At 38.2% G+C, this 26993-nt stretch carries 20 protein-coding genes; 13 read left to right on the top strand and 7 right to left on the bottom strand.

Translation table 11 applies throughout. The annotated features are described in order from the left end of the window. The first annotated feature begins 117 nt into the window (after positions 1-117). Positions 118-1743 (top strand): L-glutamate gamma-semialdehyde dehydrogenase, encoded by a 1626-nt coding sequence (gene pruA, locus ZA05_RS02495; RefSeq protein ID WP_053990216.1) that lies wholly within the window; start codon positions 118-120, stop codon positions 1741-1743. Between the two features lie 147 nt (positions 1744-1890). Next, positions 1891-3540, top strand: coding sequence for a T9SS type A sorting domain-containing protein (locus ZA05_RS02490; RefSeq protein ID WP_053990217.1), 1650 nt, complete (start codon positions 1891-1893; stop codon positions 3538-3540). A gap of 69 nt (positions 3541-3609) precedes the next feature. Here the strand turns inward: ZA05_RS02490 and ZA05_RS18440 are convergent, their stop codons facing one another. Continuing rightward, the gene (locus tag ZA05_RS18440) at positions 3610-5280 is read right to left on the bottom strand and encodes a DUF6029 family protein (RefSeq protein ID WP_053990218.1); all 1671 of its coding nucleotides are present in this window, start codon (positions 5278-5280) and stop codon (positions 3610-3612) included. Positions 5281-5301: 21 nt separating this feature from the next. Then, entirely contained in the window at positions 5302-5787 is a 486-nt protein-coding gene (locus ZA05_RS02480; RefSeq protein WP_053990219.1) for a TlpA disulfide reductase family protein, read from the bottom strand. 158 nt (positions 5788-5945) lie between these two features. Here ZA05_RS02480 and ZA05_RS02475 point away from each other — a divergent pair, with 158 nt between their 5' ends. Then, on the top strand, positions 5946-7196 hold the full coding sequence (locus tag ZA05_RS02475; protein WP_053990220.1) for an Omp28-related outer membrane protein: 1251 nt from the start codon (positions 5946-5948) through the stop codon (positions 7194-7196). 73 nt (positions 7197-7269) lie between these two features. On the opposite strand, the gene rsmG is transcribed toward ZA05_RS02475, so the two are convergent. Further along, positions 7270-7899, bottom strand: coding sequence for a 16S rRNA (guanine(527)-N(7))-methyltransferase RsmG (gene rsmG, locus ZA05_RS02470; protein WP_053990221.1), 630 nt, complete (start codon positions 7897-7899; stop codon positions 7270-7272). Between the two features lie 143 nt (positions 7900-8042). Here rsmG and ZA05_RS02465 point away from each other — a divergent pair, with 143 nt between their 5' ends. After that, positions 8043-9143 carry an acyl-CoA desaturase gene (locus tag ZA05_RS02465; protein WP_053990222.1) on the top strand — a complete coding sequence of 367 codons (1101 nt, stop codon included), beginning with the start codon at positions 8043-8045 and terminating at the stop codon, positions 9141-9143. A gap of 13 nt (positions 9144-9156) precedes the next feature. Continuing rightward, positions 9157-10344 carry a pyridoxal phosphate-dependent aminotransferase gene (locus ZA05_RS02460; RefSeq protein ID WP_053990223.1) on the top strand — a complete coding sequence of 396 codons (1188 nt, stop codon included), beginning with the start codon at positions 9157-9159 and terminating at the stop codon, positions 10342-10344. A 64-nt stretch (positions 10345-10408) separates the two neighbouring features. Here ZA05_RS02460 and ZA05_RS02455 read toward each other — a convergent pair whose 3' ends face one another. From ZA05_RS02455 to trkA, 3 genes are all read right to left on the bottom strand, one after another. Then, complete coding sequence (locus ZA05_RS02455) at positions 10409-10678, bottom strand: hypothetical protein (protein WP_053990224.1); 270 nt, start codon at positions 10676-10678, stop codon at positions 10409-10411. Positions 10679-11147: 469 nt separating this feature from the next. After that, positions 11148-12644, bottom strand: coding sequence for a TrkH family potassium uptake protein (locus tag ZA05_RS02445; RefSeq protein WP_053990226.1), 1497 nt, complete (start codon positions 12642-12644; stop codon positions 11148-11150). A 15-nt stretch (positions 12645-12659) separates the two neighbouring features. Further along, a complete protein-coding gene (trkA, locus tag ZA05_RS02440) occupies positions 12660-14009 on the bottom strand; it encodes a Trk system potassium transporter TrkA (RefSeq protein WP_053990227.1) in 1350 nt (449 codons plus the stop codon). A gap of 319 nt (positions 14010-14328) precedes the next feature. Here trkA and ubiE point away from each other — a divergent pair, with 319 nt between their 5' ends. Then, on the top strand, positions 14329-15060 hold the full coding sequence (gene ubiE, locus ZA05_RS02435; RefSeq protein WP_053990228.1) for a bifunctional demethylmenaquinone methyltransferase/2-methoxy-6-polyprenyl-1,4-benzoquinol methylase UbiE: 732 nt from the start codon (positions 14329-14331) through the stop codon (positions 15058-15060). A gap of 42 nt (positions 15061-15102) precedes the next feature. Next, on the top strand, positions 15103-15816 hold the full coding sequence (locus tag ZA05_RS02430; RefSeq protein ID WP_053990229.1) for a porin family protein: 714 nt from the start codon (positions 15103-15105) through the stop codon (positions 15814-15816). Between the two features lie 13 nt (positions 15817-15829). Here ZA05_RS02430 and ZA05_RS02425 read toward each other — a convergent pair whose 3' ends face one another. After that, positions 15830-16558: an RNA methyltransferase gene (locus ZA05_RS02425; RefSeq protein ID WP_053990230.1), complete on the bottom strand. Its 729-nt coding sequence runs from the start codon at positions 16556-16558 to the stop codon at positions 15830-15832. 187 nt (positions 16559-16745) lie between these two features. Here ZA05_RS02425 and ZA05_RS02420 point away from each other — a divergent pair, with 187 nt between their 5' ends. The 6 genes from ZA05_RS02420 to ZA05_RS02395 all read left to right on the top strand — a co-directional run bounded on the left by ZA05_RS02420 (position 16746) and on the right by ZA05_RS02395 (position 26807). Next, positions 16746-19202 (top strand): BamA/TamA family outer membrane protein, encoded by a 2457-nt coding sequence (locus ZA05_RS02420; protein ID WP_082333648.1) that lies wholly within the window; start codon positions 16746-16748, stop codon positions 19200-19202. 131 nt (positions 19203-19333) lie between these two features. Next, positions 19334-20401: a class II fructose-bisphosphate aldolase gene (fbaA, locus tag ZA05_RS02415; protein WP_053990232.1), complete on the top strand. Its 1068-nt coding sequence runs from the start codon at positions 19334-19336 to the stop codon at positions 20399-20401. A gap of 36 nt (positions 20402-20437) precedes the next feature. Continuing rightward, positions 20438-21295, top strand: a complete 858-nt coding sequence (accD, locus tag ZA05_RS02410; protein WP_053990233.1) for an acetyl-CoA carboxylase, carboxyltransferase subunit beta — start codon at positions 20438-20440, stop codon at positions 21293-21295. 164 nt (positions 21296-21459) lie between these two features. Beyond that, a complete protein-coding gene (locus ZA05_RS02405) occupies positions 21460-23973 on the top strand; it encodes a LamG-like jellyroll fold domain-containing protein (protein WP_082333649.1) in 2514 nt (837 codons plus the stop codon). A gap of 164 nt (positions 23974-24137) precedes the next feature. Further along, a complete protein-coding gene (rpsO, locus tag ZA05_RS02400) occupies positions 24138-24407 on the top strand; it encodes a 30S ribosomal protein S15 (protein WP_053990235.1) in 270 nt (89 codons plus the stop codon). Between the two features lie 156 nt (positions 24408-24563). After that, positions 24564-26807, top strand: a complete 2244-nt coding sequence (locus ZA05_RS02395; RefSeq protein ID WP_053990236.1) for a polyribonucleotide nucleotidyltransferase — start codon at positions 24564-24566, stop codon at positions 26805-26807. Positions 26808-26993: the final 186 nt, after the last annotated feature.

Here is a 26993-nt window from a genome sequence, read left to right as displayed (position 1 = left end):
CTCACGGAATCACTCCAATTTTTAATATGGTTTTAAGAGGCCTCCACATTCATAAATATCTAAAAAATCGTACCTTTGGCTCTCAAAATTTTCAATAACCCTATAAACAGAATACCCATGGGAAAAGGATTTTTTAACGTACCAGTTGCTATCAACGAACCAGTAAAATCTTACGCTCCCGGATCTCCGGAACGCGAAGCTGTATTGAAGGCTTACAAAGAAATGTTCAATAGCAAAGTGGACGTACCACTATATATTAACGGACAAGATGTAGAAACAGGTAACACACGTACCATGTCCCCTCCACACGACCACCAACACGTGGTTGGAACTTACCATGTTGCAGAACAATCTCATGTTGAGGAAGCCATTGCCACGGCTTTGGAAGCCAGAAAAACTTGGTCTCAACTTCCATGGGAACAACGTGCAGGCATCTTTTTAAAAGCCGCCGAATTGATTGCCGGACCATACAGGGCCAAGATAAATGCCGCAACCATGATTGCGCAGTCCAAAACCATTCACCAAGCAGAGATTGATTCTGCTTGTGAGCTGATCGACTTTTTACGTTTTAACGTACAGTTTATGGCAGACATCTACCATGAGCAACCAGAAAGTACGAGTGACGCCTGGAACAGAGTTGAATACCGTCCTTTGGAAGGTTTCACTTATGCCGTAACTCCTTTCAACTTTACCGCCATTGCAGGAAATCTACCTGCATGTATGGCTTTAATGGGAAATGTTGTAGTTTGGAAACCAAGTGACAGTCAGGTATATTCAGCAAAAGTTATCATGGACGTGTTTAGAGAAGCTGGAGTTCCTGCAGGTGTTATCAACGTGGTTTTCGGAGATCCTGCAATGATTACCGATACTGTAATGGCCAGTCCAGATTTTTCAGGATTACACTTCACTGGATCTACTTTTGTGTTCAAGGAACTATGGAAGAAAATAGGAGAAAACATCCACAACTACAAAACCTATCCTAGAATTGTAGGTGAAACAGGAGGAAAAGACTTTATCGTTGCCCACAAAACCGCCAACCCTAAACAAGTGGCCACTGCTATTGTAAGAGGGGCTTTTGAATTCCAAGGACAAAAATGTAGTGCTGCCTCAAGAGCCTACATCCCAAACAATATCTGGGAGGAAGTAAAAGGTTATGTTCAGGAAGACCTTAAATCATTCAAAATGGGTTCTCCAGAAGACATGAACAACTTTATTACAGCTGTAATTCACGAAGGATCATTTGACAAGCTTGCCAAATATATTGATGGCGCCAAAGCTGATAGCGATGCTGAAATCATTGCCGGTGGAAACTATGATAAATCCAAAGGTTACTTTGTTGAGCCAACCGTTATTGTAACTACCAATCCTAAGTATACCACCATGTGTACGGAGTTGTTTGGCCCAGTAATCACTATTTACGTATACGATGCAGAGGCTTATTCAGAAACTCTGAAATTGGTAGACCAAACAAGTGAATATGCCCTTACAGGCGCCATTCTCTCTACAGACAGATACGCTATTGAAGAAGCTACGAAAGCATTGCAAAACAGCGCTGGAAACTTCTACATCAACGACAAGCCTACTGGTGCCGTTGTTGGACAGCAGCCATTTGGAGGAGCAAGAGCTTCTGGTACAAACGACAAAGCTGGTAGTGCCCAAAACTTATTACGCTGGGTGTCTCCAAGGTTGATTAAAGAAACCTTTGTCACACCTACAGATTATCGCTACCCGTTCTTAGGCTAAGAGATATCTTTTCTAAATACATTAAAAACCTCAAAAATTTACTTTTGAGGTTTTTTTATACCCTATATTTTCCCTCCCAAAATCCTAATAACAACGCAATGATATAATTTGTATCTTTAATTTCCATTAACCGTAAATCGACCTTATATGAAATTAAATTACTTTACGCTTTTTTCTTTTCTAACCATTCCCCTACTATTTTATGGACAAACGCCTGGGGATGAAAGCGACATAATTTCCATAAATTCCTCTTTAACCTATCAAGGCTTTGGCGAAACCACAGCTCATATAGGTACTGGAGAATACAAAATATATTACGACAATATTGATGGTGTTTTTGACAAACCCATAATCGTAGCAGACGGATTTGACCCAAACGATTCCAGAACTATCGATTTAATGTACGAACTACTAGACTACGGAGAACCTGTACAAAACCTTGCCGATGCCTTACGCGATGAAGGCTTCGACATTGTTGTATTAAACTTCCCTACCTATATAAGCAGCTCAGATAATACCACTGAAATTAATGGAGGAGCAGACTTCATTCAAAGAAATGCATTTATCCTAACAGAACTTATCGATACTGTAAACGATTTAAAAGAAGGCGAAGAACAAAATGTGGTTATCGGGCCTAGCATGGGTGGCTTGGTTTGTCAATATGCACTGCGCTATATGGAACAAAACAGCATGGATCATGACACACGTTTATTCATTTCGTTTGATACACCTCACTTAGGCGCCAATGTACCAATGGGCATTCAATACCTATTCAATTATCTGTATAATGGGGACCCTGCTATCGAGGAAACCGAAAATTTGGTAAACGGATTTTTGAACAGCCCTGCCGCGAAACAAATGTTGATAGACCATTATTTAGGACATTTGCAATCTGGCTCCAATGTGGATCAAGATGCAACTGTAACACTACCAATTGGTGCTCCTAATTTTAGAGATGACTTCCAAACCGAATTGAACACAATGGGAATGCCGCAAAATTCCCGCAATGTTGCCATCGTTAACGGTAGCGGCACCGGAGAAATGACCGGTTCACCGGGAATGGAATTGATCAACCATACTTTTGACACAGGCATTGTTGGCACCTCACAAACTCAAGCAACCATTGCTATTAACTTTGCGCCCTTGGCTTCAGAAACAATAACAGTGACAGACTTGGTCGGCCAAATTAATATTTTCGGCACCTGGATTGATGTTTACAACTATGAAGCTACTGCAGAATCTCCCACCACCTCAGACGGCCTGGATAGCGCCCCTGGAGGTCAATTCGACCTATATTCCTTTGGGGACGAATCCATAGACTTGATTTCTGAGTTTGTAGACAACCTAAATTCGCAATATTTCTGTTTTATACCAACCCTAAGTGCACTTTCTATTAGTGATAGCAATTGGTATACCGTCCTAACAACAACGGACTCTCCATTTGACAACACCTATATTCCAAGTAGTAATGAGCCCCATGTTACACTAAGTACAGGAAATGTTGCCTTTGCAATCACCGAAATTCTAGAAGGAACTTTAAGCCTTCCTTCATATGAAACTGACATTGTGAAACTCTCGCAAAATCCAATAAAAAAACAATTGACTATTTTAAGCACTTCACAAATATACGATGCAGAAATAGCCATATTTGATCTAACAGGTAAACAAGTATACCAAACCAACACCTCTTTAACGGAACATAACACTTTTAATTTACAGCTGGATTCAGGCCTCTACTTGCTCCAAGTTTATGACAACAGCAAAAAATTACTAAACACCAAACTAATAGTTAAATAAAAAGAATTTCCTGAAACAAAAAAGGAGTGCTTTAAAAGCACTCCTTTTTTGTTTATCTATGTTAACTTCTTAAAAAGCTGTCGCAATGTTTAAGGTAAAGCCTGTGTTCTGCGGCACATATCTACAGATACCACCTACACACACCAATCCTCCTCGCTGTCTTCCATAACTAGCTCCAATTCTAGTGGCTCCTTTAGTAAAACTACCTCCAAAATTATAATAATGGATTTGTCTATCTTCATCTGGATTTCCATAATTCCATATATCAGTAGCAAAAATTGCAAATTTTGAATTGAAATTATATTCTAAAGTTCCTCCTGCCCAGTTTTTCGCTCTGTCATGATCTTTGTCATCGGACCATAAGTGAGACCCTTCGATTCGCACAGATTTACCAGAACCAAATTTATAGGTTGCTTCAGCAACTGCTACGAAAACATTGGCCTCGCCCGCACGCTCCTCAACATATTTTGTATTGTAATAAGTGTCTACAACTGTTACAATTGTAGACCATTTAGAGGATATTTTTTTACGCACCTCTAAACTTACTTCCCTGAAATATTTTTTATCAAAATCGAAAAAACCACCCGACTCATAGGTTTTTTCAACAACATCAAACTCTCCGCCCAATCCATACCAATTGGAATAGTTAAATGCTATTTTTGTACCATATTTACCCCCTAAAAGAGTTCCTCTATTAAACTTTTTATAAACATCAATTTGACCTCCAATCTCACCCGCCTTAGTAAGAGGATTGAAAGCTAATTTTGGCTGAGATTGGTACACATAAATATTTGTCAAACTATAATCATGTTGCTTTGTCAAGGCCGGCAAATAGTTAACAACATCTTGATTATATGGGTTATTACCGTATTGTCCTTGATCACGCTGAGAATAAAACGTCATATTTTCCATTCTTCTGAACGTAGCGTCAACTCCTAATCCCGATTGAGCAAAGCCTAAATTTAACAAAAAAGCATTACCATCAAAATAAGTATCTTCAGACAGTCGTCCCAATTCTTGGTACACGTCCTCCCCTTTCAAGACATACTCCCCGGATGCATAAAAATTACCTTCGGTAAAGTCCAATCTTGTAGAGAACGTGTTGGTCATAGGCTCAAAATTTGGGTTTTCAATATCTAGTTCCTCATAACGACCAACATAACTAAAACCAAAATCCAATCCCGTTGATTCAAAATTCAAAAATGTGCCTAATCCTAATTCTGCATTAAACCCATAAACATCACCTCTTGAAACCTCAAATCCATCCCGTTGTCTACCATACAAAGCAGTAACTTCAACTGCATCAAAAGGTCTATAAGTAACACGCCCCCCTCTCAAGGCATTATTAATACCTAATTGACGGTCTTCCCAAGTACGCAGCACTAAACCGCTTCCAAATTGCTCATAGAAATACCCCATAGTTACCTCTAACTTTTGGGATTTATACCCAAAAGAAAAAGTCCCTAAGTCTGTCCCCTCGTATTTCGGATAGTAATTTAATAGCGCTCGAGGCTCATAAGACTCCACCTGCACATTACCAAACCAATTTTTATATGTGTAATTTAAGCGCAAATAATTGTTAGACCTGAAGTGGTCCTCCTCCATAAAATCACCGGTTTTGGAATCATCTACATAGTATTGGGAATTGGATTCTAACCCTCCACTCAATTGTCCGTATTCTTGGGCTTGGACAAAAGTAGTCCCTAACAGTAAAGCTACTGCCAATTGAAAATACTTCATTATAATTATTGGGATTAAATATTATTTAGAAAACTCTTTAATTTTCTCGTACAGCTCTTCTTCACTACCTGGGGCATAACCAGAATGTCTAAAAACAATTTTATTGTCCTTAACCAATAAAGTTACCGGAATCGTAGGTGCATTTAACTGTCTCTTTAAATCGCCATTGGTATCCAACAGAACTTCAAATTCCCATCCCTTACCATTTACCAATGGCTTTACACGTTTCACAGTACGCGAGTCATCCACCGAAATGGCATATAATTTAACATTGGTTTCATCTACCCAATCCGGATATACCTCTCCAATGGCATCCAATTCATTTTTGCATGGCACACACCAAGTTGCCCAAAGTGACACGACTACTAATTGACCATCTTTGGATATGTCTTGTAAAGCCACAGTATCACCTTTAAGATTTTCCAATTGAAGGTTTGGCAAAACATCTTGCGCTTTACTTGAAAGACTAAAGGCTATTAAAAAAATTAATGTTGTTAACGATTTCATTTAATAGGGGTTTTGAAAAATTCAAGGGCAAAGTTAATTTTTTTTAAACAAGATGACCCTCTAGATATTTTTTTTTAAAAATTTAACAGTTAACATATGTTTTTACTCCTAAAATATTTATATTCGGCACTTTGAAAATTTAACCCTAACATAACTTTATGAAAACAACACGTATCTTACAATTATTCTTGTTGGTTGTCGCTTCAGCTTTCTTTTCTTGTAGTTCTTCAGACGATGGAAACGGAGGACAAGCCTCCTCAATCACCATTTCTGTAGACAACAATGCCATTAACCTAGGCCAGTCCTTAACTTTCACTGTAACTGACGACAACAATTCTGATGTTACATCTCAATCTACTATCTATTTTTCTGGCACTGTAATCTCAGGAAGCACTTACACCCCTACCGAAGCAGGTACCTATGTTGTGAATGCAAAACTTGGAGATATCACTAGTAACAATATTTCCGTTACTATTTCGTCACTTCTAATTAGCGCTAATAAATCTAGTGCATTCCCTGGGGAGCTAATTACTTTAACAGCTACAGGAAATCAAGGAAACAATTTAACTTCTGAAAGTACTTTTTATGTTAATGGAACAGAAATTTCAGGTAATTCTTACACTACAGAAAATCGTGGAGTTGACATCATTACTGCAACTTACGAAACCTTAGAAAGTAACCAAAAGTCGATTCTGGTTGGATATCCTTCTAAAGTTTTGATAGAAGATTTTACTGGTACTTGGTGTGGATGGTGCCCAAGAGTTTCTTATGGTATTGAACTTGTTGAAGAAGCTACGGATGAAGTAGTTGTTGCTGCTATCCATAGATATAATAGTTCTATAGACCCATTTAATTACCCTGCTAGTAGCTTGGAGAACTTCGTTGATTTAGGTGGTTACCCTACAGCTATGTTAAACCGCACAACAGAATGGAGTACTCCTGAACCTAATTATGTAAACCAAGTTCTTGGGCTTACTCAAGATGTTGCACCTGCTGCTTTAGCTTTAACTTCAGAAATGAGCGGCAATTCACTAAATGTTAATGTTGCAGTAGATCTCCTTGATAATACACTTACAGAGGCCAAACTAATTGTTTACGTTCTTGAAGACGGTTTAATTTATGAACAAACAAACTATACCGATTATTACGGTGGTGCCGACTACATAACGGATTTTGTTCATGATAACGTTTTAAGACAAGTACCAACTGGATTATTTGGAGAAGAACTAGCTTCGACAGATCTAGACGCTGAAACAAACCTATACAATAAAAGTTATAGCTTTGAATTAGACTCTAATATTGCTGACAGTTCAAATATTCATTTAGCAGTTTTCGTAACGGATGCTGACGGTAAAGTATTAAATGCTGTTGGTGCTGAAATAGGAGAAAGCATTGTAATTGAGGACTAATAATTTAGCTTCAATTCAAACAAAAAAACCAGAGCACTGCTCTGGTTTTTTTTATGTTCTAAATCTTGACGAATCAGCCTTTATACTTCAATGGCAAGTGCACCACTTTTTTGGTTTCAAAAAAATCTTCTTTGTAAAATTCACTCAAATTATAAATAGTGGCCGTTTTATAACTTTCCAATTCTTCACTTAAATCACCTCCCTTTAAGTATAAAATTCCATTTTTGAGCTCATGGTTTTGCGCTTTAGCAATCTTCCCTTTTACCCAATGCACAAATGTTGGCATGATTGCCACAGCACGGCTTACAATAAAATCAAATTGCTCATCAATCTCTTCTACACGACTATGTGTCGTTTTCACATTGGTAATCCCCAAGCCTTCTACCACTTCATTTACTACCTTCAATTTTTTAGCAATACTATCCACCAAATGAAACTTGGTTTCGGGAAACATAATGGCCAATGGAATTCCGGGAAATCCACCTCCGGTACCTACATCCAAAACATTGGCCCCAGGCTGGTACTGCATCACCTTGGCAATTCCCAACGAGTGCAGCACATGGCGTAAATACAATTCATCAATATCCTTTCGGGAAACCACATTAATTTTAAGGTTCCAATCCTGGTATAGGGATTCCAGCTTTTCAAACTGCTCCAACTGCTGCTTGGTCAAGTCTGGAAAATAATACTTAATAAGCTCCATCTATCAAAATTTTCTACAAAAGTAGACATTTTTGTGTGGATAATTTTTAAGATTTTCATAACCCTTTCAAGCCGTTTATTAATTATATTTGCATTTTCATACACTATTCATTTTTGCTAGTGTATTATTGAATTTTATACCTTATGACAAAGCAAACTTTATCATTTTCCAGAACCGATTCAGCCAAGTTTTTTAGAACTTTAAATAAACGTGTTAACGACTATTTTAAAGAAAATAACATCAAGCGTACCGGTAATTGGAAAATTTGGGTAAAAACCGTGGTGATGTTTGCCATCTTTTTAACCCCCTATTTTTTACTGTTAACTTTAGACATCCCTGGTTGGTTACAATTGCTATTTACTGTTATCATGGGAATTGGAATGGCAGGTGTTGGTATGAACGTTATGCACGATGGTAACCATGGCGCCTTTTCAAATAAAGAATGGATCAACCGTTTAATGGGGAGCAGTATTTATATCTTGGCAGGAAACGTATACAATTGGCAAGTGCAACATAATGTATTGCACCATACCTATACCAATATTCACGGACATGATGAAGATTTGGACGCTGGCCGTATTTTGCGATTTTCAAAGCATACCAAATGGAAACGTTACCATAAGTTTCAACATTATTATTCTATTTTTCTATATGGTTTGCTAACCCTTAATTGGGCCATCACTACTGATTGGATGCAAATGAAACGTTACATGAAACGTAAACTGTCCTATGGAAAATTCCCAAACCCTGTTTGGAACTGGAGTAAATTGGTGATTTCAAAAATAATCTATATGTGTATTTGGATTGTTATTCCAATGCTGATTTTAGATATCGCTTGGTGGAAGATCCTTTTAGGGTTCTTTGTAATGCACTATGTAGCGGGACTTATCCTTAGTGTTGTATTCCAGTTGGCGCACGTTATGGACGAAGCCGAAATGCCACTTCCAGAAGAAGGTGGTACCATGAAAAACACTTGGGCCATCCACCAGTTGAAAACCACCGTTAATTTTGGAAGAACCAACAAGCTTGTTAACTGGTTTACCGGAGGACTTAACCACCAGGTTGAGCACCATATTTTCCCTCACATTAGCCATGTGCACTATTTCAACATTTCAAAAATTGTGAAGGAAACCGCCAAAGAATTTAATTTACCTTATAACGAATATAAATCTACACGAAAAGCAATAATCGCCCACTTCAGGTTTTTAAAGGAAATGGGAATGAAGCCTGCTCTACAAGCATAATCAGATTTTTTACATGAAAAACCTTCTTTCAGACAGAATCAACAGTCTGCCAACCTCCGCCACCTTGGCCATGGCAGCCAAGGCTAGAGAATTAAAAACCCAAGGAATCGACATTATAGGTTTGAGCTTGGGAGAACCAGATTTCAACACACCGGATTTCATCAAGGATGCGGCTATACAAGCTATTAATGACAACTATAATTCGTATTCACCGGTAGACGGTTATGCCGAATTAAAAGATGCCATTATCCTAAAGTTCAAAAGAGATAACAATCTAGATTACAAACCTAGCCAAATTGTTGTGTCTACAGGAGCCAAACAGTCTATTGCCAATGTAGCGCAAGTATTGCTTAACCCTGGAGATGAAGTGCTTTTACCCGCACCTTATTGGGTAAGTTATTCTGCGATTACAACCTTATGCGAAGCCACGTTTAAGGAGATTCCTTCTTCCATTGAGAACGATTTTAAAATCACACCTCAGCAATTGGAAGAAGCCATTACTCCTAAAACCAAGATGATATTTTTCAACTCTCCAAACAACCCTAGTGGCACTATCTACAGCGAAACCGAATACCGTGCTTTAGCCGAGGTGTTGGAGAAATACCCCGATATTTTCATCCTTTCGGATGAGATTTACGAACATATTAACTACGGGGCCAAAAACTTTAGTTTTGCGGCTATACCAAGTATGTACGATCGTACCATCACCGTGAACGGTGTTGCCAAGGCATTCGCCATGACGGGATGGAGAATTGGGTACATCGGAGCTCCTGAATGGATTGCCAAAGCCTGTACTAAAATGCAGGGGCAAATCACTTCTGGAACCAACTGTATTGCACAAAGAGCAACCATTACGGCCTTAAACGAATCGCCAGATCGTATTCAATATATGGTTGATGAATTCAAGGTAAGAAGAGACCTCATCTTAGATCTTCTTAACGATATTGAAGGTTTTAAAACCAATGTACCTGAAGGTGCTTTTTATGTATTCCCTAACGTATCTTACTACTTTGGAAAAACATTAAGAGGAAAAACCATCAACAATGCTACAGATTTCTCCCTGTACTTACTTGAAGAAGCACACGTAGCAACGGTTACAGGTGAAGCCTTTGGAAATGCAGATTGCATTAGAATTTCTTACGCAGCCTCTCAAGAACAAATTGTTGAAGCACTTAAGCGAATTAAAGCTGCTTTAAGCTAAAACCAAAATTATTTCTGAAATTAATATAGAGCATCCGTACTTTTAAAGTTATGGATGCTTTTTTTTAGAACATAAAATACACAAACAAGGAACACATTAAAGTAAAGCCAACAATAAAAACCATTCCTATTTTAAATTCCCTAAGTTCCTGCTCTCTCTTCAGCTTTCTTTTTAATCGCTTTAAATACACTTTAGATGGTTTTTCATAAGTAACCTTTTCATTTTCGCTTTTCAAATTATAACCACCAAGAGTTTTTTTGAAATGTTTAGACTTATCCAATCGTAAACTTTGATTGTATTTAATTACGTTATGCATATACCCACCTAATGCCATTTCTAAAAATTTTAAATGTTGAAAAAAGAAATCTACAGCCAATACCTAGTATACTAAGTTGGCTCAAGAGGAATTCTGTTCAAAAAGAAAATGGAATTCCTAATTAAAAAGAAAAATAAATACGAGAAAAAAGAGGATTACCCTTAATATCGTTGCAGTATCCGAAGTCTTAACAAACAATCTCGTTTCTATACGACTTCTACAACTGAATAGCTTATTATAAGAATATTGACTGAAATTGGTTCTAGCACTTTGTTTGTACTCAGAATTCAACAAACCTAAGTTATTTTCTTTTACCCAAAAGGGAAACGGTTCCAAATCTTGTGTAATTTTTAATGCTTTCATGATATTTGATTAATTGGTTACATATCATATGACGCAAAAAAATAATTTTTGTTACACACTCAATTAATTCTCAAGCTTCTATCTAAAATAAAGAACAAAAAATTATTCTATATTACAATCCAGATTATCTATTCCTCCAAAAGAAAGGCGTTAAAAGGATAAGCACTGTAAACAGTTCTAATCTACCTAAAAGCATTAAAAAGGAAGCCCACCATTGCCCTAACATTGGCAAAGCGGCATAATTGTTTACAGGACCAAATTTCCCTAGTGCAGGCCCAATATTTCCTAAACTGGAAGCCGCTAAACCAATAGACGATTCAAAATCCAATTTAAACATAGAAAAGCCAAGGCCGCCAACAATAAAAGCAAGCATGTAAAGAATAAAGAAGCCCAAAATATTAAAAACAATATCCCCCTGAATGGATTTGGTATTATACCTTACGGGCAATATTGCATTGGGATGCAAAGATCTTTTAAATTCCAAAAAGCCGTTTTTAATTAAAATGAGGTGCCTTACCACTTTAACACCTCCAGAAGTACTTCCTGCGGACCCTCCCAAAAACATCAGACCAAAGAAAAAAACAAGTAAAAATGGTGTCCAAAGGGTATAATCGGCAGTAATAAAACCTGTAGTGGTGATCACAGTAAGAACCTGAAACAAAGCATGTCTAAATGAACTCTCGGCTCTCCCCCAAACCATGGGGTGATCAATGGAAGAAATTCCCAAATCTGCCCTAAAGTAAATAATTATGGCTGCTATAATTGTGAATACAGAAATGAATTTAAAATAAAGCCGTAACTCTTCATCCCGTATCGCTTTTTGTACAGTTCCTTTGAACACAAAATAACTTAAAACAAAGTTGGTTCCCGCCAAAAACATAAAAAGGATGATGATATATTGTATCAAAGGCTGGCCGTTCCAATAGGCAACACTCGCATTTTTAGTCGAAAATCCCCCTGTAGACAAGGTACTCATAGAATGGTTAATCGCATCAAAAAAAGACATTCCAGCCACCTTAAGAAGAATGGTTTCTGCAGCGGTATATCCAAAGTAAATTAACCATAAGCGTTTCGCAGTATCGGTAATACGAGGGTGTAATTTATCGGCACTTGGGCCAGGAGCTTCTGCAGCAAACAACTGCATACCTCCTATCCCTAAAAGAGGTAAAATGGCAACTGCCAAAACAATAATTCCCATACCACCAATCCAATGGGTAGTACTTCGCCAAAACAACACGCCTTTTGAAACAACCTCAATATCATTCAAGATTGTTGCCCCTGTAGTTGTATAACCAGACATGGTTTCAAAAAAAGCACTTGTGAAGGTAGGAATGGTATTGGTCAACAAATATGGTAAAGCTCCAGAAGCGGCCATCACAATCCAACCAAAGGTTACGACAATATACCCTTCCCGTTTCTTCATTTCCTTGCTGTGATTTTTGGTACTAACCATTAAAAAGGTCCCAACCAAAAGCACAAGGATTCCAGACATGAATATCTGTAAGGTTTCGGGTTCACTGTACAAAGAACTTACAAGAGCTGAAATGAGCATAAACCCACCATTAAACAAAAGCAATAGCCCGAAGAAGTGAAAAATAATTTTAAAGTTAAGTTTCTTCATTTTTGCAGCTATTCTTTAAAAGAAAAATTTCTCCACCTCCACAATAGATCTTGGTAAGCAGCATACCACTACTCGATCTCCTGCAGAAATTTTAAAGTTCCCTAAAGGAATCAAACCTTCACCATCCCGAATAACACCACCAATAATGGCCGAACGTGGAAAATCTAAATCCTTAATCAATTTATCGCATATTTTTGAGCTTTGGTTTACTACAAACTCCAACAATTCCGCATTCATATTGTTGAGTTTGGTCATGGCAACCACCTCCCCTTTTCTTATGTATCTAAAAATATTATTGGCCGCCAACAGCTTCTTATTGATCAAAGTATCAATTCCTATAGATTGTGACAACTGAAAATAGTCCATATTTTCAACCAAGGCGATTGTTTTTTTAACTCCTTTGGACTTGGCCACCAAACAGGACATGATATTGGTTTCTGAATTTCCCGTTACCGAAATAAAGGCATCTTGGCTATCAATGTTCTCCTCTTCCAAAAGTTCAACATTCCTACCATCTCCATTAATAATTAAGGCGTTTGGCAATTCATCGGCCAACTCAAAGGCTATATTTTTGTCCTTTTCAATAAGTTTTACATTGAATTTACTCGCACAGAGATCCTTTGCCGTTTTGTATCCAATTTTACTTCCCCCAAGAATCATAACATCCCTTACATCAATCTTAACTTTTCCGGAAAGCTCAAATAGTTCCTCATCTCCTCCCGTAGACGTAATAAATACCACCTTATCCCCTTCTTTGAACAATGTATCTCCTCTTGGAATGATAGTATATTGGGTTCCATAGCGCTGAATGGCTATAGGCACAAAATGGATTTCTGATAATACTTCGGCGGCTTCCTTTACCGTTTTATCAACAAAGGCGGCGTTTCTGGACAACCTTAAACTTAACATAGTTAAAGCGCCATCCTCAAATTCATAACTGTCGTTAAACGCATATTGATTGAGCAACAACCCAATTTCTGAAGCTGCAAGGTCTTCGGGCGAAATCAACTCATCTATACCAAACTTGGTAAAACCTACTTCATCCTTCTGCTCCAGAAATTCAGAATTAGCAATTCTGGCTATGGTCCGTTCTGCCCCCAATTGTTTAGCCAAAACACTGGCCGTAATATTGGTGGTCTCAGAAGAAGTTACAGCTATGAACAACTCTGCCGTTTTTATCCTGGCATCCTTTAAAATTGCAATGGATGTAGCATCTCCCCTAATCACCCTAATATCCAAGTGGCTATTGGCATATGCCAAACTTTCTTTGTCCGTATCTATAAGGGTAATTTCTTGTGATTCGTAGGATAATAATTTTGCCAAATGAAACCCAACTTCACCTGCTCCAGCAATAATTATTTTCATCTGTTTACTTTTAGTTGTTCAATATAGCTTGAGATCCTTGCAAGAATGCTCATAACATTTAAAAATGATCCATTGGTTGTTAATTTGCTCCCTTAGGGGAACTTAAAAGCATTCAAAAAAGCAAAACAAATATAGCATAATTTTATATTCGAAGCCTTTTTAAGAAGGTATTGAACCTTAAACACATGTTACAGAAGCCATTCTATCCTATAACTAATTCACATCAACATATTTAAAACTTTCAAGTCCATCTATTTTTAAGTTGGCTAAGGCCCTTTTGCCATGAAAATTTATGTAGTTTTGCCAAAAATAAGATTGAATGTCCACAAAAGTGAAGCCATATAAAGACAGTGACCTGAACAAAAAGCAGCAGGTAACTAAAATGTTTGATACGATTTCTAAAGAATATGACGGACTTAACCGTGTGATTTCCTTTGGTATTGATATAAAATGGCGAAATAAAGTTGTAGATATTGTTACCAAAAAGCAGCCTACTAAAGTTTTGGACATTGCAACAGGTACTGGAGATTTAGCAATTACACTGACTAAATCTGGCGCCAAGGAAATTATTGGATTGGATATAAGCGACGGTATGCTTGAGGTGGGGCGCAAAAAAGTGGCCGCCAAAAATTTGGACGATACCATTTCAATGGTGCTTGGTGATTCTGAAAGTCTGCCTTTCCAAGACAATACATTTGACGCCATAACCGTAGCTTTCGGGGTTCGCAATTTTGAAAACTTGGAACAAGGCCTTTCTGAAATTTTGAGAGTCCTTAAGCCCAATGGCGTTTTTGTGATTTTGGAGACTTCCGTTCCTACCAAAACACCTTTTAAACAAGGCTATAAATTTTATACCAAATATATCTTACCAACTATTGGCAGGGTCTTTTCAAAAGACCAATCGGCGTATGCCTATTTAAGCGAATCTGCCTCGGTTTTTCCTTACGGGGAAGCCTTAAACAATATTTTGCGTAAAATTGGGTTTATAGATGTCAGTAACAAACCCCAAACATTTGGGGCGGCTACCATTTATACCGCTTCCAAAAAGTAATGTTACACCTTTTGAACCCTTTGATTGTAAATTAAATCTTCAATGAAAAAAGTAGTTTTTATTCTCTCTTTGTTCCTGTTAAGCCAAGCGGCGTCTGCCCAATTATTCACAAAGGAAAAAATAAAGAACAATGAAAATTTTGACAAGCAGCGCCTTAGCTGGGGGTTCTTTTTGGGGTTCAACAGTTACGATTATCAATTTAACTACGAGGAAGATTTAAAGGATATATTAGTAGACAATACCGTGGGGTTTAATGTAGGTTTGATCTCAGATTTGCGCCTTGCCGAATATTTAAACCTGCGTTTTGAGCCAGGATTGTACATTACACAACGTAATCTACAATATGACCCGAGTTATTTCCAAGGGATGGATTACAATGATTCGGATTTGCTTCGCGAAGTAAAATCCACCTATGTGCACTTTCCTTTGCTACTCAAATTTTCCACCAAACGTATCAATAACTTTAAACCTTTTATCGTTGGTGGTTTCTCTACGGCCATTAACCTTTCCAGTAATCAGGAAAACCCAGACGACAACTCTGTTGGGGAATTTAGATCGGAACGAAACATGTTCTTTTACGAACTAGGGTTTGGAGTGGATTTTTACCTTTATTGGTTTAAGTTCACGCCGTCTATTAGAGGTGTATTTGCCCTCAACAACGAAATCATTCAGGATAGAGACCCTAACAGCCCTTGGACAGGGAATGTACACACCATGAAAACCAGAGGGGTGTTTGTTAATTTCACATTTCAATAGAAAAGTAAACTCTTTAATGTTTTCCTCTTCTAAATTCGCTTAGGAAGATAGCGGTTGCCGTAGCCACATTTAAGCTTTCGGTAGCTTGCAAATTACCATAGCGCGGAATACTGATTTTGGTTTGGACAATTTGCTCAACTTCAGAAGAAATGCCGTTAGCCTCATTTCCCATTACCAAAACGCCTTTGTTTGGCAAGTTTTGCTCATAAACACTATCGCCATCCATAAAGGTCCCAAACATTTCTGTTTGTATGTTTTTCAAAAAAGAAGGTAAATCCAAATACGTAATGTTCACCCTGGTCAAAGAACCCATAGTAGCCTGTACCACCTTGGAATTGTAACAGTCTACCGTAGCCGAACTACACACCAAATCGCGAATGCCAAACCAATCGCATAAGCGAATGATCGTGCCAAGATTCCCCGGATCCCTCAAATCATCAAGTGCTACAATTAAACCTTCCTCCTTAACGGATTGAGACTCTGGAATTTTAAATAAAGCCAAGGCCGTGTTAGGCGTTTTTAACCCACTAATTTTTTTCAATTCTTGTTCGGAAATAGATACTACCTGCTCCGAAGCAATACCAAAACCTGTTCCCGTAGTATACAACTTAAAGAGTTGGAAACGGGAATTTAAAAACTCTCCAATCCCTTTGATCCCCTCTACCACAAACAAACCTTCCTTAGTGCGGTTCTTTTTTTGTGCTAAACTTGTAATTAATTTTATTTGGTTCTTTGTTAACATTAAAATGTCTTTACTTTTGTTATCGTTGTAACTACCGTACAAAGTAATGCTTTTTTGGAGTAATTTTTGATATGCTACTACAACAATGCCATAAATTTGACCTTATTACTATTTCTGTTTGAAGCAAACTTTTAAATATATATTGGTTTTCTTTTCCATCGCTTACCTACTAACATCCTGTAATGTGATGAAGCGTGTTGGCGAGGATCAATATCTTCTTTCAGGAAATACCACGATGGTAAATGGCAAAAAGGTAAACACCGAGGCCATAAACAACTCCTACTACCAAAAACCCAACGGAAAACTTTTAGGCTACCCTTTGCGCTTGCAAATTTATAATTTGGCAAGGCCAAACTTGGATTCTATTCTAAAGGACAAAATCTATAACAATCCCAAAAAGCTAGCCTGGAAAACCAGATTGCTTTCCAGAAAACAGTTGGACAAAGATGTGCAATCCCGATTAGCTTTTAATGCATGGCTAAAGAAAACAGGTGAAGCGCCCGTAATTGTAGATATACCCAAAACCGAAAAAACGACAACCAACCTAAGCCGTTATTTTATTAGTAACGGATGGTTTGATGTGCAGACATCCTACAGCATTTCAGAAGCAAAAAACAGACGTGCAAGTGTGACCTATTTTGTTGAAACAGGACAGCCGTATATTCTAGATAGCATTTCAGAAAAAATTGCCTCGCCCGTTGTAGATTCCTTATATCAAAACCTAAAAAAGGAATCGCTGATAAAGTCTAGCCAACAGTACAAAGAAACCAATTTCACCAAAGAAAGAGAACGACTAACCACTGCCTTTAGAAATTCTGGGCTCTTTCATTTTGGTCAGGATTACATCTCTTTTGACATCGATACCATTGGTTCCACAAAAAAAGTTTTCACGGACCTCATCATAAAAAATAGAAGTATTAGATATGAAGATTCCATTTCTAGAGTTCCGTTTAAAATCTATAGAATAAAGGAGGTCAATATTTATACGGATCACACCTATGAAAACAAGGAAACCGCCACATTGGATTCAGTTGAATACAAAGGCTATAAATTGTACAGCTACGGTAAATTGAGGTACAGGCCTAGAGCCCTAACAGATGCTATTTTCATTTCAAAGGGTGAGCTTTTTAGAGATTTGGACAGAACACGAACCTACCGATATTTAACGGATTTACAAGTATTTCGATATCCTAATATTGAATACGTTGAAAACCCTCAAGACACCACTCTTACCGCCAATATTTATTTATCTCCAAAGAAAAAATATGACCTTTGGTATGACTTTAATATCAGCCAAAGTAATATCCAAACCATTGGCTTATCATTTACTGGAGGATTGGTTATTAGAAATGTATTTCGAGGAGCAGAAAGGCTAGAGGTTTCAGCCTTAGGATCTATAGGCTCCTCCAAAGACGCCTCTGTTTCACAGGATCAATTTTTTGACATTAATGAAGCGGGCGGAAATATCAAACTCGTTATTCCACGTATATTTTTCCCAATCAGAACCAATAAAATCATTCCAAAATACATGTCGCCAAGCACCCGTATTTCGGTAGGAGCCACTACCCAAAGAAATATTGGTTTGGACAAACAAACCCTGAATGGCGCCTTAAATTACCAATGGAATCCTTCTAAAAGAACTACCAACAGCCTGGATTTCTTCAATCTGCAATTTGTAAAAAACCTTAATCCTAACAATTACTTTGGAGTTTATCAAAACTCCTATAACACCCTTAACGATATTGCCGGAAGCATCGATTACAATAACGGTGAAGATTTGAATTATCCCGACCAGACAGATCAGTTCATCAATGATGTTTTAAGCGGCAACACCTCCTTGACACCTAGTGACGATGATTTTGAAACCGTTTCTGCCATTAATGAGCGTAAAGACCGTTTGACCGAAAACAACTTAATATTGGCATCCAATTTCAGCTATATTTTGGATAAAAAGGAAAGCTTCTTTGACAATGATTTTTCCATTTTCCGCTTTAAGTTTGAACTTGCAGGCCCGCTCCTTAATACATTCTCTAAATGGACTGGTTCTGAAAAAAATGCAAATGATCAATACGAAATATTTGGAGTAGCCTTCTCGCAGTACGTCAAAGGAGAACTCGATTACGTGAAATATTGGGACATAGGCAAAAAGAACATTGTGGCTGTACGCAGTTATTTAGGCATGGCCATTCCCTATGGCAACTCCAACAGCATTCCTTTCTCCAAGAGTTTCTTTGCCGGAGGTCCTAACGATATTAGAGCGTGGACAGCCTACAACTTGGGGCCTGGAAGCTCACAGTCCATCAACGAATTCAACGAAGCCAACATGAAAATAACCCTGAGCCTCGAAGAGCGTTTCAATGTTTTGGGGAACCTCAACGGTGCCGTATTCGTTGACGCAGGAAATATTTGGAACATTGCCGACAACGTGAATGATGAAAAAGCTACATTTAGCGGGTTTGATTCCCTAAAGGACATTGCCGTAGGTACTGGCTTTGGTTTGCGCTACGACTTTAAATTTTTCGTCCTCAGGGGAGATATAGGATTTAAAACCTATGACCCTTCCTACGATTTAGGCGAGCGTTGGTTCAAAGACTACAATTTTGGAAATGCAGTTTATAACATAGGTATCAACTACCCTTTCTAATTCCTTTTTTTCACTTTCATTTCGATAACGTTATAGTGCAATTTTGATGTAACAATGCTCAATTTCAGTCCAAGATGTGCAAAAAATTGATTACTTTTGAACTTACTATTTCAATATAAAATACACTAAAAATGAGTCACAATATCAAAGCAGGAGTTGCTACAGGAAAAGAAGTTCAGGAAATTTTCAAACTTGCAAAAGAAAAAGGATTTGCCCTTCCGGCAGTAAACGTTATTGGTTCCAACACTATCAATGGTGTTTTAGAAACAGCGGCAGCACTTAATGCCCCTGTAATTATCCAATTCTCAAACGGAGGTGCGCAATTTAACGCTGGTAAAGGATTGAGCAATGAAGGTCAAAAAGCAGCCATTGCAGGATCTATTGCAGGTGCCAAGCACGTTCACGAAATGGCCGTAGCCTATGGAGTTCCGGTAATTTTACATACAGACCACTGTGCAAAAAAATTGTTGCCTTGGATTGACGGCTTGTTGGATGCCAGTGAAAAGCATTTTGCCGAAACAGGAAGACCACTTTATAGCTCTCACATGATTGATTTAAGTGAAGAGCCTCTTGAGGAAAACATCGAAATTTGTAAAACATACCTTGAGCGCATGAGCAAGATGGGAATGACCTTGGAAATTGAGTTGGGAATCACTGGAGGTGAAGAAGACGGAGTTGACAATACAGATGTAGACGATTCTAAACTATACACCCAACCAGAAGAAGTTGCTTACGCATATGAAGAATTGAGCAAAGTGAGTGACCAATTTACCATTGCAGCTGCCTTTGGTAACGTACACGGTGTTTACAAGCCAGGCAACGTAAAATTGACTCCAAAAATCCTTAAAAACTCTCAAGAGTATATTTCTGAAAAATACAATGTACCTCACAACCATATCGATTTTGTATTCCACGGTGGTTCAGGTTCTACTGTTGAAGAAATTAGAGAAGCCATTGGATATGGTGTAATCAAAATGAACATCGATACCGATATGCAATATGCATTTATGAGCGGAATCCGTGATTATATGGCCGATAACAAAGACTATTTACAAGCCCAAATTGGTAACCCAGAAGGAGATGATGTACCAAATAAAAAATTCTACGACCCTAGAGTTTGGTTGCGTGCAGGAGAAAATACATTTGTTGAAAGATTAAAAAAGGCATTTGAAGACCTTAATAATGTAAATACTTTATAAATTTGCACCCGAAATAATTAACTAAAATTAGTTTTAATGTCTTGGTTTAAAAGAAAAACAAAAGGGATTACTACCACTACCGAAGAAAAAAAGGACACTCCTAAAGGTCTTTGGTACAAATCCCCTACGGGTAAAATTGTAGACACGGAAGAATTGGAAAAGAATTTTTATGTGAGTCCAGAAGACGATTATCACGTAAGAATTGGAAGTAAGGAGTATTTCGAAATTTTATTCGACGACAATAAGTTTGAAGAACTGGATGTCAACCTAACTTCTAAAGATCCCTTAAAATTTGAAGACACCAAAAAATACCCAGACCGCTTAAAGTCTGCCCAAGAGAAAACCAAATTAAAAGATGCTGTAAGAACAGCCGTTGGTAAATCGAAAGGGAAAGACTTGGTGGTTGCCTGTATGGACTTTGCTTTTATAGGAGGGTCTATGGGAAGTGTAGTTGGAGAAAAAATTGCTCGTGCAGCCGATTATTCCCTAAAGAACAATGTGCCTTTTATGATTATTTCCAAATCTGGAGGTGCCCGTATGATGGAAGCGGCGTTGTCATTAATGCAATTGGCTAAAACGTCCGTTAAGCTAGCACAATTGGCCGAAGCTAAAATCCCTTACATTTCTCTTTGTACCGATCCTACTACAGGTGGTACCACGGCATCATTCGCCATGTTGGGAGACATCAACATTGCGGAGCCAGGAGCCTTGATTGGTTTTGCTGGTCCTAGGATTGTAAGAGACACCACAGGACAGGAATTGCCTGAAGGATTCCAAACTTCAGAGTTCTTGTTGGAACACGGTTTCTTGGATTTTATTTCGCATAGAAAGAATCTTAAAAACAAAGTCAACCAATACATTGACTTAATCACAAATCAGCCCTTAAGGGCATAATAAAAAAAGCGACCTGATCAGGTCGCTTTTTTTATTTCTATTCTCTTCTGCCTTTTAACCTCTTCAATCTAATGTTAATTTTTTTTAACTGAACAGCTTGGTAATATTTCTTGTGAAAAATATCCTAATTGGTAACTTGCCGTGCAATTAACCAAATTTTTAGCATGAAATATATCTATTCCCTAAAAAGCCAACTACTTTTTAGCCTACTGTTTTTGACATTCTTCATGGGAATGTCCCAATCCAATCAATACCTACACTTTGACGGTGTCGATGATTATGCATCTTTACCTAATGGCGCACAGTTTATCAATGGCAGTAACACCATTACCATGGCAGGATGGTTCTATACAGATGAACTAGGATATGCTCAAGGTATGATGGGCATTAGAGGTGGCGGAACTGGAGATGGCGAAATGTATGTCAACCAAAAACCTAATGGAGGTCTTGAATGCCGATTGGTGACAACAGCAGGGTTTCATAATATTACGCTTCCTGAGGGCACTATCGTAGCAGGGCAATGGCAACATGTTACCTGGGTATATAACCAAACCTCCCTTGAACTATTTATCGATGGGGTTTCTATAGCAACCACACCTGCATCCGGTATCTTTTCATCGACAGACAGACCTTTTACAATAGGGAAATCTATTCTTGCAAGCTACAACTTTGTATTTCCGGGAAGAGCCGATGAAGTATCCCTTTGGAACAAAGCCTTGACACAAGCAGAAATTCAGGACATGATTGCCAATGAATTGACTGGCGATGAAGCCAATCTTCAAGTTTATTACAAATTCAATCAAGGGACTCCAGGCGGAAACAACACCAGTATCACACAATTGATGGACATTAGCGGAGAAGAAAATAAAAATGCTACTTTAAACAATTTTGCGCTAGATGGAGAAACCTCCAATTTCAATGGCGAATTGGAAGCTACTTTTCAAGCTATCAATTTCCCCCAAATTCCTTCTAAGTTAATTACTGACGCTCCATTTCAACTTGAAGCAACGGTGAATTCCAATCTTCCTATTACTTATGAAATAATTTCAGGCCCAGCAAGCATCAGTGAAGATATACTAACTCTAGACGGTGTTGCCGGAGAGGTTACCGTTAAGGCTAGTCAGCCTGGAAATGACATCTACGAGCCAGCAGAAGACATCCTGATAACCTTTTCTGTTTTAGATCCAGATGCTGTTTTAGCTGAAGCTGAAATATTACACCCTTTACAAGGAGACGCTTATACATCAAGCTTAATGCCAATTAAAATTGCCTTTAGAGCAGACATACCGTATACTGAACTATTTTCAATTGCATCAATTACCGCAACCGTTGACGGTGAAGAAGTAACTTTGACAAGCTACGGTAACGGTTATTATTCTGCCTGGTGGACACCAAGTTCTTTTGGAAACCATGACCTGGAAATTACTTCAACCAACAATTTTGGTGCTGAAGGAACCCATTCAAGTACTTTTAACTTGACTTCAACAACACCTACGCAAACATTGAATGCAACAGAAGATGTTTGGGTATATGGAGATGTTCCTTCAGTAACCGTTGAAACAGACTTACCTAGTTATGTTGGTGCATATAATGAAATAACTGGAACCCTTTTTATAGACTGTCCAGATGGAGGTTGCGACCCTTGGGATAGAATTTCTTCCATTGAAGCATTGGGTAAAGATGGGCAATGGTATGAAATCATTCGTTATTTAACCCCTTATGGTGTAAGTTGCCAACACGAAATAGACCTTACGGATTTTATGTCCTTACTAAGTGGAAGAACCAAATTCAGAGTAAATCTTGGCACCACAGGTAATGGGTTCCTATATACGCTACAATTGAGTTATACTCCAGGGACCCCAGAAAACCCTTATAGTCAAATTCAAAAATTATGGAACGGTACTTACCAATTTGGAGACTTGGCCAACTTACAACCTACAGAAGATTTCACAAAATCCTTCCCAGAGAACACACAATCTGCCAAAATTAAATTGGTTTCTACTGGTCATGGTTGGGGAAGTACTAACACAGGAAATGCCGCAGAATTTAAACAAAACACTCACCATATTTGGGTAGATGATGAGCAAACCTTTACACAATTGAATTGGGTAGATTGTGATCCCAACCCAGATAACTGTAGTCCACAGGCTGGAACTTGGTATTACAATAGAGCTGGATGGTGCCCTGGAAGCATTGCCCAATTTTTTGATTATGATATGACACCGTATATCAATAATAGCTCTGTAGACCTTGACTATGTTTTTGATGAAAGTTATACTGACTATTGCCACCCTAACAACCCAGATTGTATTACAGGTGAAACTTGCTCCGACTGTAACGATGGATTCAACCCACACCTAAAAGTGAATTCATTCTTGATTTCCTTTGGAAATGTACCAATCAACAATTCATTAAGTATAAACGACCATTCTCTATCGCATAATATGCAGTTATACCCAAACCCTTCCGCCGGAACCTTCTTTGTGGAGTTTGCAAACAATACACAGGTGGATAACATTGAAGTTTTTGACGTTACCGGAAGATCTATTCTTCAAACATCTGTTAGCAATGTAACTACTCTAAAGCAAATCCACCTTGATGGAAAAGCAGGTATTTATTTGGTGAGCCTAAAAAATGGCAGCGATGTACTGGATACCAAACGATTAATTATAGAATAATTTCATAAACGGTTAAAATGATGATTGGATATTTTTGGCAGCAACAAAATTTATTGAAATATCATTTTTCCACTCATTATCTTATAAATGATTTAAAATTACTATATTTGCCGCTTGAAAGAAACCCTTTCATAGTACATAAAAATCATTAAAACAATATTGGAATGTATTTAAGTAAAGAAAAGAAAGAAGAAATCTTCGAAAAGTACGGAACTGGAAAAAATGACACAGGGAGTGCTGAGGGGCAAATTGCATTGTTCACCTACAGAATTAACCACTTAACAGAACACTTAAAAAAGAATCGTAAAGATTTTAACACAGAGCGTTCTTTGGTAAAATTGGTAGGTAAGCGTCGTTCTTTGCTAGATTATTTGACTAAGAAAGATATCTTAAGATACCGTGCTATCGTAAAAGAATTAGGATTAAGAAAATAATTGTAAAAAGAGGCTTTATGCCTCTTTTTTTTATTTATATATTAGCTCAAGCGAAAGAGTTAAAAATTCGCATAAGAAGCTCATAATAGTTTTTCATTGGTCATCACAACAACTACAACAACACAACGACCATTGTTTAATTAGAATAAAATATTTATGATTCCACAAGTTTTTAGAGAGGTCATCGACCTTGGAGATGGAAGAGAAATCTCTATCGAAACCGGAAAATTGGCAAAACAAGCCCATGGTTCGGTCGTTGTTCAATCAGGAAAATGCATGCTATTATGTACTGTTGTTTCCAATTACCAACAAAGTGATGTAGACTTTTTACCGCTTACGGTAGATTACCGCGAAAAATTCGCAGCCGCAGGACGTTACCCAGGTGGGTTCTTCAAAAGAGAAGCAAGACCAAGTGACGGTGAAGTTTTGACCATGCGTTTGGTGGACCGTGTATTGCGTCCACTATTCCCAAAAGATTACCATGCCGAAACCCAAGTAATGATTCAGTTAATGTCTCATGACGAAGAGGTAATGCCAGATGCCATGGCTGGTTTGGCTGCATCTGCTGCCATTCAATTGTCAGACATCCCATTTGAAACTGCAATTTCAGAAGTACGCGTAGGACGTGTTGACGGACAATTGATCATCAACCCTAGCTTATCGCAATTGGAAGCTTCAGATATCGATATGGTGATTGGTGCTTCTGCTGATTCCGTAATGATGGTTGAAGGTGAAATGAGTGAAATTTCTGAAGAAGAAATGGTGGAGGCTATCGAGTTTGCACATGCTGCTATAAAAGTTCAGTGTGAGGCTCAATTAAAATTAGCTGAGGCTTTTGGTAAGAAAGAAACTCGTGAATATGATCCGGAAAGAGAAGATGAAGAATTGGCTAAGAAAATTCACGATATGGCTTACGACAAAGTTTATGCCGTAGCCAAAGCAGGTTCTTCAAAACACGAAAGAGGCGCTGCTTTTGCCGAAATCAAGGAAGAAATTTTAGCAACGTTCACAGAGGAAGAATTAGAAGATATAGGAGGATTGGTTTCAAAATATTACAGCAAAGCTGAAAAAGCTGCCGTAAGAGACTTGACCTTAAACGAAGGATTGCGTTTGGATGGACGTAAAACTACAGACATCCGTCCAATTTGGTGCGAAGTAGATTATTTACCATCTACACATGGTTCTTCCATATTCACACGTGGGGAAACTCAAGCCTTGGCTACTGTTACTTTGGGAACTTCAAGAGAAGCGAACATGATTGACATGCCGTCTTTTGAAGGTGAAGAGCGCTTCTATTTACACTACAACTTCCCTCCTTTCTCAACTGGAGAGGCTCGCCCAATTAGAGGAACGTCTCGTCGTGAGGTAGGACACGGAAACTTGGCACAACGTGCCCTTAAGCGTATGGTTCCTGAGGATTGCCCTTATACTGTACGTGTAGTTTCTGAAGTATTGGAAAGTAACGGATCGTCTTCCATGGCAACTGTATGTGCCGGAACAATGGCCTTAATGGATGCAGGTGTGCAATTGATCAAGCCTGTTTCTGGTATTGCAATGGGATTGATTTCTGATGCTGAAACTGGAAACTACGCTGTTTTATCTGATATTTTAGGTGACGAAGATCACTTAGGAGATATGGACTTTAAGGTAACCGGTACTGCCGATGGTATTACCGCTTGCCAAATGGACATTAAAGTAAAAGGATTGTCTTACGAGATTTTGGTGAAAGCCTTAAAACAAGCTCGTGATGGCCGTTTACATATCCTTGGAAAACTTACAGATACTATCACTGCTCCAAATGCAGATGTGAAACCTCATGCTCCTAAAATGTTGACAAGAGTAATTCCTAACGAATTTATTGGCGCATTGATTGGACCTGGAGGAAAAGTAATTCAAGAACTTCAGAAAGAAACCAAAACAACAATCGTTATCAACGAAGATCCTGTTACCGAAGAAGGTATTGTGGAAATCCTTGGTACAGATCAAGAAGGTATTGACAAAGTATTGGCTAAAATCGACGCCTTGATGTTTAAACCTCAAGTAGGCAGTGTTTACGAAGTAAAAGTAATCAAGATGTTGGATTTTGGTGCCGTAGTAGAATATACCGAGGCCCCTGGAAACGAAGTCTTGCTACACGTAAGCGAATTGGCTTGGGAGCGCACTGAAAATGTGAGCGACGTTGTGAAAATGGGAGATGTCTTTGATGTGAAATACTTCGGTATCGACCCAAGAACCAAAAAGGAAAAAGTATCTCGCAAAGCCATCTTGCCAAAACCAGAAGGGTTTAAAGAAAGACCTCCAAGAGACAATAAAGGATCTCGCGACAACCGTGGACGCGACAATCGCAACCGTGACAATCGTCGTGATGACAGAAAACCAAGAGAAGACAAGAGAGACTAATCATCTTCTTTCTTTATATCATAAAACCTCAAATAACTATTTATTTGAGGTTTTTTCTTTATTAACATTCGCTTTCCTACGGTTTTAAAACTTTTATCTTAAAATAAACTAAAAAAACATCTAAACCACATCCATCGCCGTACATCTAGTATCTAAAAACCTATGTATTAACAAAATGATAGAACG

The organism is Mangrovimonas sp. TPBH4 (assembly GCF_001280505.1).
Lineage (GTDB): Bacteria > Bacteroidota > Bacteroidia > Flavobacteriales > Flavobacteriaceae > Mangrovimonas_A.
Note: the sequence above shows the minus strand (reverse complement) of the source record. Positions and strands in the feature narration are given on the sequence as shown.

Bases quoted from the DNA above. Each gene is read 5' to 3' on its own strand.
- pruA (WP_053990216.1), top strand. From the start codon at position 118: ATGGGAAAAGGATTTTTTAACGTACCAGTTGCTATCAACGAACCAGTA.
- ZA05_RS02490 (WP_053990217.1), top strand. From the start codon at position 1,891: ATGAAATTAAATTACTTTACGCTTTTTTCTTTTCTAACCATTCCCCTA.
- ZA05_RS18440 (WP_053990218.1), bottom strand. From the start codon at position 5,280: ATGAAGTATTTTCAATTGGCAGTAGCTTTACTGTTAGGGACTACTTTT.
- ZA05_RS02480 (WP_053990219.1), bottom strand. From the start codon at position 5,787: ATGAAATCGTTAACAACATTAATTTTTTTAATAGCCTTTAGTCTTTCA.
- ZA05_RS02475 (WP_053990220.1), top strand. From the start codon at position 5,946: ATGAAAACAACACGTATCTTACAATTATTCTTGTTGGTTGTCGCTTCA.
- rsmG (WP_053990221.1), bottom strand. From the start codon at position 7,899: ATGGAGCTTATTAAGTATTATTTTCCAGACTTGACCAAGCAGCAGTTG.
- ZA05_RS02465 (WP_053990222.1), top strand. From the start codon at position 8,043: ATGACAAAGCAAACTTTATCATTTTCCAGAACCGATTCAGCCAAGTTT.
- ZA05_RS02460 (WP_053990223.1), top strand. From the start codon at position 9,157: ATGAAAAACCTTCTTTCAGACAGAATCAACAGTCTGCCAACCTCCGCC.
- ZA05_RS02455 (WP_053990224.1), bottom strand. From the start codon at position 10,678: ATGGCATTAGGTGGGTATATGCATAACGTAATTAAATACAATCAAAGT.
- ZA05_RS02445 (WP_053990226.1), bottom strand. From the start codon at position 12,644: ATGAAGAAACTTAACTTTAAAATTATTTTTCACTTCTTCGGGCTATTG.
- trkA (WP_053990227.1), bottom strand. From the start codon at position 14,009: ATGAAAATAATTATTGCTGGAGCAGGTGAAGTTGGGTTTCATTTGGCA.
- ubiE (WP_053990228.1), top strand. From the start codon at position 14,329: ATGTCCACAAAAGTGAAGCCATATAAAGACAGTGACCTGAACAAAAAG.
- ZA05_RS02430 (WP_053990229.1), top strand. From the start codon at position 15,103: ATGAAAAAAGTAGTTTTTATTCTCTCTTTGTTCCTGTTAAGCCAAGCG.
- ZA05_RS02425 (WP_053990230.1), bottom strand. From the start codon at position 16,558: ATGTTAACAAAGAACCAAATAAAATTAATTACAAGTTTAGCACAAAAA.
- ZA05_RS02420 (WP_082333648.1), top strand. From the start codon at position 16,746: ATGAAGCGTGTTGGCGAGGATCAATATCTTCTTTCAGGAAATACCACG.
- fbaA (WP_053990232.1), top strand. From the start codon at position 19,334: ATGAGTCACAATATCAAAGCAGGAGTTGCTACAGGAAAAGAAGTTCAG.
- accD (WP_053990233.1), top strand. From the start codon at position 20,438: ATGTCTTGGTTTAAAAGAAAAACAAAAGGGATTACTACCACTACCGAA.
- ZA05_RS02405 (WP_082333649.1), top strand. From the start codon at position 21,460: ATGAAATATATCTATTCCCTAAAAAGCCAACTACTTTTTAGCCTACTG.
- rpsO (WP_053990235.1), top strand. From the start codon at position 24,138: ATGTATTTAAGTAAAGAAAAGAAAGAAGAAATCTTCGAAAAGTACGGA.
- ZA05_RS02395 (WP_053990236.1), top strand. From the start codon at position 24,564: ATGATTCCACAAGTTTTTAGAGAGGTCATCGACCTTGGAGATGGAAGA.